The organism is Shewanella psychromarinicola (genome assembly GCF_003855155.1).
In the GTDB taxonomy this organism is placed as follows: domain Bacteria; phylum Pseudomonadota; class Gammaproteobacteria; order Enterobacterales; family Shewanellaceae; genus Shewanella; species Shewanella psychromarinicola.
Window position 1 is genome coordinate 2,477,157 of record NZ_CP034073.1, and the last position, 11,481, is coordinate 2,488,637.

The 11,481-nt window shown below is 41.7% G+C and carries 9 protein-coding genes and 5 pseudogenes; 7 read left to right on the forward strand and 7 right to left on the reverse strand.

What is annotated here, in order from left to right; all coding sequences use genetic code 11:
- Position 1: 1 nt before the first annotated feature.
- Complete coding sequence (locus tag EGC80_RS10860; RefSeq protein ID WP_124012155.1) at positions 2-259, reverse strand: hypothetical protein; 258 nt, start codon at positions 257-259, stop codon at positions 2-4.
- 449 nt (positions 260-708) lie between these two features.
- On the opposite strand from EGC80_RS10860, the gene EGC80_RS10865 reads away from it, so the two are divergent.
- Positions 709-3,081, forward strand: a complete 2,373-nt coding sequence (locus tag EGC80_RS10865) for a TonB-dependent receptor (protein ID WP_124012154.1) — start codon at positions 709-711, stop codon at positions 3,079-3,081.
- 379 nt (positions 3,082-3,460) lie between these two features.
- A pseudogene (locus tag EGC80_RS10870) lies at positions 3,461-3,690 on the forward strand (IS110 family transposase); the annotation flags it as partial.
- Positions 3,691-3,836: 146 nt separating this feature from the next.
- On the opposite strand, the pseudogene EGC80_RS22670 reads toward EGC80_RS10870, so the two are convergent.
- The 3 genes and pseudogenes from EGC80_RS22670 to EGC80_RS22675 form a co-directional block, all read right to left on the reverse strand.
- A pseudogene (locus EGC80_RS22670) lies at positions 3,837-4,021 on the reverse strand (IS4-like element ISMps1 family transposase); the annotation flags it as partial.
- Positions 4,022-4,058: 37 nt separating this feature from the next.
- Positions 4,059-4,991 (reverse strand): RNA-guided endonuclease InsQ/TnpB family protein, encoded by a 933-nt coding sequence (locus EGC80_RS10875; RefSeq protein WP_233768630.1) that lies wholly within the window; start codon positions 4,989-4,991, stop codon positions 4,059-4,061.
- The gene (locus EGC80_RS22675; protein WP_233768631.1) at positions 4,919-5,284 is read right to left on the reverse strand and encodes a helix-turn-helix domain-containing protein; all 366 of its coding nucleotides are present in this window, start codon (positions 5,282-5,284) and stop codon (positions 4,919-4,921) included. Before EGC80_RS22675 ends, EGC80_RS10875 begins: the two co-directional genes overlap by 73 nt.
- A gap of 121 nt (positions 5,285-5,405) precedes the next feature.
- Here EGC80_RS22675 and tnpA point away from each other — a divergent pair.
- Positions 5,406-5,717: pseudogene (gene tnpA, locus EGC80_RS10880) on the forward strand (IS200/IS605 family transposase); the annotation flags it as partial.
- Between the two features lie 232 nt (positions 5,718-5,949).
- On the opposite strand, the gene EGC80_RS10885 reads toward tnpA, so the two are convergent.
- Both EGC80_RS10885 and EGC80_RS10890 read right to left on the reverse strand, forming a co-directional pair.
- Positions 5,950-6,528 (reverse strand): nucleoside triphosphate pyrophosphohydrolase family protein, encoded by a 579-nt coding sequence (locus EGC80_RS10885; RefSeq protein ID WP_124013246.1) that lies wholly within the window; start codon positions 6,526-6,528, stop codon positions 5,950-5,952.
- A gap of 99 nt (positions 6,529-6,627) precedes the next feature.
- A complete protein-coding gene (locus EGC80_RS10890; protein WP_124013247.1) occupies positions 6,628-8,169 on the reverse strand; it encodes a methyl-accepting chemotaxis protein in 1,542 nt (513 codons plus the stop codon).
- Positions 8,170-8,364: 195 nt separating this feature from the next.
- Between EGC80_RS10890 and EGC80_RS10895 the strand changes: the two are divergent.
- The 4 genes and pseudogenes from EGC80_RS10895 to EGC80_RS10910 form a co-directional block, all read left to right on the forward strand.
- Positions 8,365-8,511: pseudogene (locus EGC80_RS10895) on the forward strand (IS1595 family transposase); the annotation flags it as partial.
- Positions 8,512-8,551: 40 nt separating this feature from the next.
- Positions 8,552-9,208: pseudogene (glmM, locus tag EGC80_RS10900) on the forward strand (phosphoglucosamine mutase); the annotation flags it as partial.
- A 221-nt stretch (positions 9,209-9,429) separates the two neighbouring features.
- Positions 9,430-9,756: a helix-turn-helix domain-containing protein gene (locus tag EGC80_RS10905; protein WP_124013248.1), complete on the forward strand. Its 327-nt coding sequence runs from the start codon at positions 9,430-9,432 to the stop codon at positions 9,754-9,756.
- The gene (locus tag EGC80_RS10910; RefSeq protein WP_124013249.1) at positions 9,749-10,978 is read left to right on the forward strand and encodes a type II toxin-antitoxin system HipA family toxin; all 1,230 of its coding nucleotides are present in this window, start codon (positions 9,749-9,751) and stop codon (positions 10,976-10,978) included. The genes EGC80_RS10905 and EGC80_RS10910 overlap by 8 nt, the downstream gene beginning before the upstream one ends.
- 61 nt (positions 10,979-11,039) lie before the next feature.
- On the opposite strand, the gene EGC80_RS10915 is transcribed toward EGC80_RS10910, so the two are convergent.
- Complete coding sequence (locus EGC80_RS10915) at positions 11,040-11,234, reverse strand: hypothetical protein (protein WP_124013250.1); 195 nt, start codon at positions 11,232-11,234, stop codon at positions 11,040-11,042.
- Positions 11,235-11,481: the final 247 nt, after the last annotated feature.

Below are 11,481 nucleotides of genomic sequence, written 5' to 3' on the forward strand. Positions count from 1 at the left end.
GTTACTTCGTCAAAAATAGAAAGGTGTTAACCGCCACTGAAAGTAGTAGTAACTTAATGCAAGCAATACCAGAGCCTTTGGCGCTGTTATAGCTAAAGTAGTAAACCATTGCTCCAACCCAGATAAGGAATCCAGCAATCAAGCCAAGCAACAATTTTACATCCGTTGCGAATGGGGTTAACAGATATAAACTCAACATAATACTCACTGACAGTGCGAACCCGCCGAAGAATGCCGTTATTGATTTAGGCCACATCACTATCTAATTCCTAATAAAATAACACCTGAAAACAAACTAATTCCAAGCGTTCCAACGAGCATTAACTTGTGATTAATATGGGATGAAACAATCACCAATAGCAACCACATTGTCATAATGAGCAATACACTGTTCAGCGCCGCAACGACAAGCCCGTAGCGGTATGTAAAGCAATATGTTGCCAGTAATATACACATAGCAAACAATGACCAAGCAGGTAATTTTTTAATATTTTTTTTATTAAGCTTCTGTTTATTCGAAGATAAATAGCTCAGCAAGCAACCTATCCATAAAAGAGATATCCCGATAAAGATCATACAACCAACCAGTAAATACAAATGACAATGATTTGTATTTATTATCGTAAATACGTTACCGAATTACAAGTAGGTTGTGATACCATTTTGCACCAATGCAAACAATAACCATTACTATTTGAGTCATATAATATGTTTTCATCTAAATTAAATTCAATTACCAGTGCAATGCGCTTAGCCGTACTCGTTCCCGCTACGTTTGCTTGTTTGTCAGTTTCTGCTGATGAAGCAGGTGAAATCGACACCACTAATATTGAAAGGATCATGGTCACTGGGCAAAAGATTGCCAGAAGTGTCCAAGAAACAACCACCAGTGTGGCAGTGTTAACCGAGAAGCAGCTTGAGCAAGAGAATATTAATGACTTTCGTGAAGTGCTGATCAATACAGCCAATACTCATACTTCTGAAAATCGCAGTTTTAGTATTCGTGGTATTGATGGCTTTAATGTCTCTGGCGGCGGCAATAGTTTCTTAGCCAGTGTTTATGTAGATGGCGCTCCTCTGCCGGAGAGGATGATTTACGGTGGTGGATTTTCAACATGGGATGCTAAACAAATAGAAGTGCTGCGCGGGCCGCAATCAACATTGCAAGGTCGCAATGCTCTGGCTGGCGCGGTGATCATGACGACCCAAACACCCACTCAAGAGTGGGAAGGTAAATACCAACTTACTGCGGGTCAAAATGGCCAACAAGAGATTGGAGTCGCCATTGGCGGTGGTTTAATTGAAGATGAGCTCGCTTTTCGTTTTAGCGGTGAGAAAAAAGAAATTGATGGTTACAATGAAAACCTAACTCGTAATGAGACCGCTGATTTTCACGATGATGAAACCTATAGGCTCAAGTTTCTCTATCAACCTTTGGCGTTACCTGAATTTTCAGCTCAGCTAGGCTACACCTACGCCGATAGTACCTACGGTAATACCGCCATTGAAATAGCCGAAGGCGAAGATCCATTTAGCAATCGTCATAGCTTTAACAATGATGAAAGAAACGAAACCATTAACGCTAACATGCTGGTTTTGGAACTCAATTATGACTTGAACGATATCTGGAGCTTAGGCTCATATACCTCTTGGTCAGCTGTGGATACTGATTATAAATGGGATTCTGATTTTCTTGCTCTTGCAGGCAGCGTGTTCCCCGAAGATACTGGTAGTTCCACCTACTATAAAAACACCACTGACTCACTCAGCCAAGAACTTAGGCTTACTTTTGAATACGACAATTTAAGCGGTGTGATCGGCGGCTACTTCTTTAAAACAGAAATAGACGACAACACCAATGGCTTGAGTAACTTAAAGCTGAACCGCTTAGGTCTTACTAGCGATGTATTACAAGCTCGCTACGGGCTAAGTGAACCTATCGCCGATCTGGTTGTTGGCCAATATGCCGAATTTAATCCAGCCCACACTAGCCAGCTGTCATCATCGCAACAAACTATTTCAAGTTATGCATTGTTTGCCGATGGAGTTTGGAATGTCACCGATAAATGGGATATTTTTGCTGGTCTTCGTTTTGACCACGAAAGCCAAGAAACTCAAAACGGTGCAAAATATGTCATCTTAAATAAAGACAAAATGCCAGATCCTGCCAATTACATTGGCACTCCTTACGAGGCTATTTCGCCCCTTATCGCGGGCATCAACAAGATGTTTACCGATCTAGCAAGCAATGCCTCACAAATGACACCGCAGATAGATACCGACTTTAATACCGTGCTGCCTAAGATCGGCGTCAGTTATAACTGGTCAGAAGATTTAATCACTAGCGTGTCCTTCCAGAAAGGGTACCGCTCAGGTGGAGTCGGCATCAACGGCGCACGTGCTGAAGTATTTGAGTATGATCCCGAGTTTACCTACAACTATGAGTTTTCATTGCGTTCAACTTGGTTAAATGGCGACCTTGTGGCCAATGCCAACCTGTTCTATGTTGATTGGCGTGATCAGCAAGTCGCAGTGCAACTGTCGCCAAACCGTTACGACACCAAAACAGTCAACGCGGGCCAATCAAGTGTTAAAGGTTTTGAGGTCGAACTTAACTATCAACTGAATGACGAATTAGCTTTGTATGCCTCTTTCGGCCAAGCTAAAAGTGAATTTATTGATTTTGTCATCAGTATTCCTACTGAAACAGGTGCCATTGTTAACGATCTATCTGGTAGACAATTTACCGCGCCGGAATGGACTGGCAATGTGGGCGCGACCTACACTGCCGATAGCGGTATCTTTGCCAACTTAAATGCCAACTATGCCAGCGGTGCACCCAACCGTGTTAATCCATATCGTAATGGGCTCAAAGAGGGCGATGCGGAATTTGACCTACAAAATGACAGCCGTACCTTGGTTAATATGCAACTCGGTTATGAATGGCAAGATATCGGCCTTTACCTCCAAGGTAAGAACTTGTTTGATGAGGAATATATCACCACTAACTTTACCCGTACCCCGAGCCTAGGAGCCCCTAGACAAGTTGCGCTAACACTGCGCGGCCAGTTTAGTTTATAGCTTTAGTTTATAAGTAGCAGCTAGATGCAAAAAATAGCCAGCTAACATTACTGCAGACGCTTATTGGCAGCTGATATAGCTGCTACCATAAGTAAAAAGCGAACCTAAAAGGTTCGCTTTTTTTATGGCTAACGTTATAGATAGAGCGAGTGCTACAGAGAAACTAGCGACAAGATTAATCAGTTAGTTACAAATACATTTTGCCGATTGCTCACAAGGCGCTGCAGCGGCAATAGTGCACATACCACTGCTGTTACCAGTGCCAACGCACCAAGCATTACAATCGAATTTATCTGGGTGATGAGATAGACGCTCCCTAATGGAGCGTCAATACGCCGAGCTGATGTTAAGCAAGACAGTTACTTAAGGAGCGTGCACTATGAAAATTACCACTATTGCGATTGATTTGGCAAAGAATGTATTTCAAGTCATGGAGATGGATAGTCATGCAAAAAAGTCTTCAATGACTGTTTAAATCGAATTTAACTAACCGAATTTATGTTCCAATAATCCATTTGTGATGCGGTCTTCCAGGCATGTTCTTCATCCCATTATTTGAGGCGTAAGTTTATCGCTATGAGGCATAACGTTAAGTTCTGTCTGGCCAAGAGCAGTTAACTCGGCTGAGCGACAAGAACCGCAAGATAGTCCCTCAAATAAACACCAATGTTATTGTTAACAATGAAGAAATAGATTTTTAGTTAATGAGTATAATAATACTAGAACTATACTAACAAAAATTCGTAAGTTAGACATTAAGAGGTAATTGGGTTTAATCCATACTGCAACCGTCCCGTTTTTGATCTCTATCAGGATGTGCCCGTGTGGCTTATTTTGATAGAAAATCGATGGTTCCTTTCCATGTTTTCTTAAGTTTCGACAACACCTTCTGCATTATCGATTCTATAAGCGGGTGAATTACCCCGCGACTTCGCTTCGCTCTGATCACGGGGCTTCTGCAATCTAGCTTTTAACGACTAAGCTGCTTCTTTTTTCTCAGTTCCCACACCAAACTTTGATAGCTCAAAGACTTTCGTTTTAATCGATGTTTTCTGCTGAAATTTGGGGGTTACCCTGGCGACTATCCCAGTCGCCATTAAATCATTTTCGCCTGTGTTTTCGATAGACTTAGCTGCCGCTAAATCTCTGCACTGGACTAAACCGCAGCTTTCGCAGGCAAATTCTCGCACGATAAGGCCAAACTTGTGCGGGTGTTTGCATTGATAACAAATGCCTGTCGATTTCACAAACCGACCAATTTCATGGTAAATACCGCCATTCAATTCAACTTTGTATTTAGTCAGCGAAGTGATCATACCCATCGCGTTATCGTTCACCATATGACCGTTAAATTGCTGCATACCTTTCACGTTTAAATCCTCAAACACTATGATATCACTGGTCTTGGCTATCGAACATGATACTTCGTGAGCGAACGCTAGGCGTTGGCGTGAGATTTTTCCGTGAAGTGTATTTAAGCGGGATTTGGTTTTATGCCAGCGACTAGAGCCCTTTTCCCTTCGGCTCAACTGGACTTGAATTTGCTTTAGCTTTGTTGATGAACGTTTAAGAGCTTTTGGGTTTTTAACGTACCAACCGTTCGAACCTACAACCGTATGCTGACTGTTAATGTCGTAGCCTACAATTGAATGCAAGACCCGCTTCGCGGTCTTGCATTCAACCTCTTGGGTGAGCGATACATTCCATTTACCATGTGATAGTTGGACAGTAACCGTCTTGATTTCACTGACTAATTTACGGTGTAAAACAATCGGTACTTTGCCAATTTTCGGAATGCTGACCGCACCATTTTCGATGCGGATACAGTTCGAGTTATTTACACACCTAAAACTGTTATTGTGCAGTTTTTTCTGTTTGAAGCTGACTTTACACGTCGGGAATTTTTGCAACCGACTCTTAGAAAAGAGTTTTTCAAAGCCGTATCCAGATCCCTTGCCACTTGCTGTGCAGCCGCAGAATCAAAGGATTTTAACCAAGAGAACTCTTCGAATACCTTTAACTCTTTAATTAATTTTGACATTTCTGGATAGAACAAAAACGTTTTGTCGTACCTATAACGACGCAGATTTTCTGACAACAACAAATTCCACAACCCACGAGCATATGAGCCAAACTCAATGAGTTTGGCTTCCTGTTCTGCTGTCGGTTTGAGCCGAAAGTTATATCTGAGCGTTTTTTTCATATACTGTATAGACTACTGTATAGCTTGAGATTATCAAGTGGAATACCAAACTAATTCACACTGTAAGTATCTCATTGTGCTGCACTTAATACTGGTTGTTAAATATTGAAAGCAACTACTACATGGTGAAGTTGGCGAGTTTATGAAGAGAGCTGTTCTAGATATTTCGCAGAAGTCTGACTTTTCAGTTGAAGAGATCGAAATAGATAGGGATCACATACACATTCTTTTGAGGATTTCGCCAAGATATGCTGTTGGGCAGCATGTTAGAAGAATTAAGCAGCAAACCAACAGATTAATTTGGAGTAGATATCCGAACCTTAAAAAGCAATTTTGGTTGGAGAATACTTTTTGGTCTGATGGATATTTTGCTTGCTCAGTCGGCAATGCCTCCGCTGATACAATTCGAAAATATATTCAAGAGCAAGCTTAGTTTATCGATTCATCCCCGCGACTTTCGCTACGCTCGGATCACGGGGTTTGCTCGACAGATTAGATAAAAAATGCGCTAATGAAAGCGCATTTAATTAACGAACCTCACCCCGGGTTAAGATATGAGGTTAGTATGCCAACTAAATGATAAATTCATTCAGCCAAGTAAGTGAGTTAACTGAATGAGACATTTACTCACTTAGCCAGGTATTCATTTAGTCTTTTGTAGTGACTTAGTCCCGCACTAGCTTGGTTAAGTCTGCAGGACGGTAATAAACTGACTTTAAGACTTTGCCTTGGCGCACTACTTTACCTGCCATTTCGACGTCTTTAGCGCACTTAGCAATAATAAACTCACCTTTAGTACTACCGACAATCTCGACACTTTGTTTAGCGTAATGCGCAATGGTTTCGTCGAGTTCTTTCTGGTTGCGGCATAATTTACTCATGTTGCTTGAGTGCACTTCATCCCAGCATTGAATAAAATCAATTTGACGGTTTTTAGCGACGTTGAGTAATAAATCGATAATGTAACTGATCTCAAGGCGATCGCTTACTTGAGTGGCGCCTAGATGAACTAAGCGGCCCATTAACACATAAGCAGAGTCAACAATCGCATCGGCTTGTTCGATGCGAGAGTCGGCTTCAGCAAGCTCGGTCATTTCTTCAATAATCAATGAAGTGTGTAAGGTATCGGCTTTATCATCTAAGCTATTATGATCATTAACGGCTAAGTCAAAGGTACTGCGAAACTCAAAAATGTCGCGGTATAAATGGTCATAAATAGGTTGCGTTAATTGACTGAGTTGCATTGGATTACCTTAACAATAAATGTGGGCTAGTTTTAAAGAATTGACTAACATAATACAAAAAATTACCTAATGCTTATAGCCGTGGGGCAATAACTCTGTTTATGCACCAAAGGTATGACGTAGTTCTTGAGCTTTGTCTGCATGGTTTTTAATATTTAATGTCGCAATTTCAATAACTTTTAAGCTAGCAAGGTTACTATGGCTTAATTTAGTAATGGTATGGATATTATTGGTTATCTCTGCAGTGACCACTTTTTGTTGTTCTATAGCGACAGTGTTTTGCTGAGTAAATTTATTTATTTCACTCACACTTTGATAAATAGTTTCAAATTGTATTGAGGAAAATCCTATATCACTGGCACATTTTTCTGCTTCAAGTTTGCTAGCTTGCATTTGTTCGGTCCAATTACTGAGCATGGTGTGCATGGATTGAACGCTTTTAGAGATTAACTCCGTTGAGCGTTGAGTCCTACTTGATAAGGCCCGAACTTCATCCGCTACGACGGCAAACCCACGACCCTGTTCGCCAGCCCGTGCTGCTTCAATGGCTGCATTGAGTGCGAGTAAGTTGGTTTGCTCTGCAATGCTTTTAATTTCTAGCATGGCATTAGAGACATTTTCGGCTTCTTTATTTAATAAGTACGCATCGGATGCCGCTGCTGAAACGGATGTAGCTAAACACTCAATACTGTTGCGATTAGATTGCATTGCCGCTCTGCTATCAAGACACACCTGCTGTGCGTGATTAACATGATTTGATGTTGATATTGCATGTTGTGCCATCTCGGCGACAGTAGAGTTCATTTCATCAATGGCCGTGGCAATTTTATCTATTTTATTTTTTTGCTGTTCAATACTGTGGTTGGTTTCTTGTGCGGAGTCGACTAGTTCATTTGCGATATGGTTTAAGTTGTTACCTTGATCTTGAGATCGACCAAGAATGCCTTGCATTTTTGCTTGATTCAGAACTTGCTGGAATTCAAGCACTGAAATGCCGTCATTACCACAATAAACTAATCGACTGACTGAGTCATATTGTTGTTGATACAGGCTAATTTTCTGAGGTATTGAGAAAAGTTCTTCGGTAAATAATATGATGTTAATCAGTGATAAAGACATTATGATTGCCGCAATCGTCCAATTAAAAAGTAAACCGAACCCAATGCAAGCTGTCAAAGTGATCATTGCACCTAGCCATCTTTTTTGTTGGCTAGATATATTACAAGTGATGGTTTTACCTTGTTTTATTTGGCGATAAAGTTTTTGAGCACTAGTTATGTATTCTGGTTTGGCTTTAATGCGTACGGATTGATAACCCGTAATTTGGCCTTTTTCGTATAGAGGAGAGATAAAGGCATCTACCCAATAGTAGCTACCATCTTTACAGCGGTTTTTTACAATTCCACGCCAGGATTCACCCGCTTTGAGCTTATCCCACAATTCCTTAAAGGCTTCTGCTGGCATATCAGGATGTCGGACAAGATTGTGATTGTGAGTGACGATTTCTTGTTCACTGAAACCTGATATTCTAATGAATGTCTCATTGGCATAAGTAATGATTCCACGTTTATCTGTAATTGATACTAGCTCGTCATTGTTGTTAAGACTGACTTCTCGATCTATTACATCCTTGTGTCTCATTGTAATACTTCCATTATTATTAGTTTTTAAAAGGCAGATTGATTTTGAATTCCCTGACAATTATAAAGGATTACAAGATACGGGTCATGCTAATAATTAGGCGTAGTCACAACTGGATACAAAATAACTGGCGCTGTTGTAGGTAGATGTTGTCTACACTTAATGAGTGAAGCTAACTGATTGAGGGTAAAGGAAATGAAAGCAAAATTATTTGTGAGTAAACTTAACCAGATAACAAAAACATTTATCTCTATGACTCCAGCTCAGAGAGATGTTGTTCACCAGTCAAATCAAGTATTAGATACCGAAATCCCTACAGATGAGCTGATTCAACCACTTTTTTATGTTGTTATACGCTCTTATCTCCTCGAAAAAATGCTGAATAGTTTCACCATTACAAATGAAGTTGGGTTGGGTTGCGGGTAAGGTCTTAGCCTCAACCGGTACCAAAGAAGTGTTGATTGGTAAAGATACTCGCAGCAGTAGTTATATGTTTGAATCGGCTATGCAGGCAGGCTTGTCTGCTGCAGGTGTCAACGTGGCCTTTATTGGCCCTATGCCAACGCCGGCGGTGGCGTATTTAGCCTCGACCTTTAGAGCCGATGCCGGGGTGGTGATCAGTGCATCGCATAATCCTTTTTATGATAACGGCATTAAGTTTTTCTCAAATTCGGGCTCTAAGCTCAATGATCAGCAAGAGCTTGAAATTGAAGCGTTACTCGACCAAGCCCGCCGAATTAATGATGCTGCAGGTCGTTATATTGAGTTTTGTAAAGGTGTTTTTGCTAAAGATTTAACCTTAGCTGGCCTTAAAATTGTCGTAGATAGTGCTAACGGTGAGGCATATCATATTGCGCCGAATGTATATCGTGAATTAGGTGCTGAGGTGATTAGCATTAATGATAAGCCTAATGGCACTAACATTAATGAGCATTGCGGCGCGACTCATTTAGACAGTTTGCAAACAGCGGTTATGGTACATGAAGCTGATTTAGGCATTGCGATGGACGGTGATGCTGACCGAGCGAATGTGATTAACGACTCGGCTCTTAAAACGAGGTATTTTGTAAACTCGCTACTCTGATTAATGCCCATTGTCCCATCTGCCTACAGCAAGTGAGTGCGCTATAGTTTATCTATAATTACGCATCATAATACCTCTTATGATATACAATAACTAATCACTCTTGTGTTATTTTGGTTAGGGTGATATGTTTTTATATATAATTTTTCTTTAGTGATGCATTAAGACGTATTGAAATGAGCTATGTAACAGAGCAGATATTAGAAAGCCTTCGAGACGCTCGGGTACGTAAGGGGTTTAGCCAGAGAGAGCTGAGCGCTCGTTCGGGTGTACCGCAAAGCCATATATCGAAAATCGAGTCTGGTGGCGTTGATTTAAGAATGTCCAGTTTGATTGCACTTGCCCGTGTACTCGACCTAGAGTTATTTGTCGCACCTAAAAAGTCTGTTCCTGCCATCAAGTCGATCATTCGAAGTAGTAACGGTACTCATAATAACGGTCTTAGCGATGAAAGTGAGCAAATGTCGCCAGCATACCAGTTAGAGGAAGACGACGATGACTAATAACGTCTCTACGTTAAACGTTTTGCTCTATGGTGAAGCCATCGCAACGATCACTAATGTGGGCAATGACAGAACGCTATTTGCCTTTATGGATTCGTACATTAATGACGAATCACGGCCCGTGTTAGGGCTTGGCTTTAAAGATTCGCTAGGTGGCTTGCTGACCAACTTCAAACCTACCCAAACCAAGTTAACCCCATTTTTCTCTAATCTTTTGCCAGAAGAAACCATGCGTAATTACCTGGCAGAGCGTGCTGGTGTGAACCCTGCGCGGGAATTTTTTCTATTGTGGGTGCTAGGGCAGGATTTAGCTGGCGCGATCACGGTTGAATCGGCCGATGGTGAAGCGCTGCCGCCTAATGTGCATCAAGACATTGAAGGTGAAACGAAAATTGAAGCTCCAATGCGCTTTTCATTGGCGGGTGTGCAGTTGAAGTTTTCAGCCGTACAACAAGTAAACGGCGGTTTGACCATTCCTGCTACGGGCACCGGTGGCTCTTGGATTGTGAAATTGCCGTCGTCTCGATTTGAGGCTGTACCAGAAAATGAATATTCGATGATGGAATTGGCTCGAATGTTGGGAATGGAGGTGCCAGAGACTCAGCTACTTTCCATTGACCAGATTGCCAATATTCCAGAAGGCATTGGCAAATATGGCAGCTCTTTTAAAAATGCTCAGGCTTTTGCGATCAAGCGTTTTGACCGTGCAGATGGTCAAGCTGTGCATATTGAGGACTTTGCGCAAGTTTTTGGTGTCTATCCTCAAGATAAATACAAAAAAGCTAGTATGCGGAATATTGCTCAGGTTATCGGCATCGAAGGTCAAGACGAGGACATCGCAGAATTTACTCGCAGGTTAGTGTTCAATACGTTAATTGGCAATGCCGATATGCATTTGAAGAATTGGTCTGTGATTTATAAAGACAAGCGCACCGCATCGATTGCACCTGCTTATGACTTTGTCTCGACCATTCCTTATATCCCAGATGATAGTGCGTCGCTCAAGGTTAGCCGTAGCAAAAAATTCAGCGATTTCACGTTGGATGAGTTATCACACTTAGCCGCTAAGGCCATGCTGCCAGAAAAATTGGTGTTAGATACCGCCAAGCAAACCCTAGCAGGCTTCCATGAGGTATGGGCGAAAGAAAAAGCGCATTTACCACTTACCAAGTCGATGATTGAAGCAATCGAGACACACTTACGAAGCATACCGCTACGCTAAAATGAGAACCGACGCGTACAGAAATGCATAGGCGTCGGTCATATTGGGTTGAAGATTATGTTTAGTGACTTGTTTTGTCAATCATTGCCCCTGGTTGCCCCATTCCTTGGGGCGTTCGAGCTTCATCTATCCATCCTCTAAAGCTTGCGATATAAAGCTTTGCCCCATTGTCCCAACTACCCACAGTAAGTGAGCAAATGGTGGGTAGGCTAGTTTCTCCTGATTGGCTTTTTTGGCATACGGCTGCGTTTACCATCTGTAACCATCCCTTATATCGATCATATTTTAAGAAAGTTTTCCTCATTTATCCGCTGACGCAATTTGGGCGGTAAATCAGTCAGTGATCCATGCGCCATCGGCCAAGTTCAACAAACATTTTATGCCTTGCAAACTCAAGACAAGAAAACACTAAAGTGAATTAATAAGCTTGGCTGCTTGGCTGCTAGGTTCTAGGGCGCTGCTCGATTACGTCGTTCCGGTAACGCTGTTAAAGCCGGAACCCA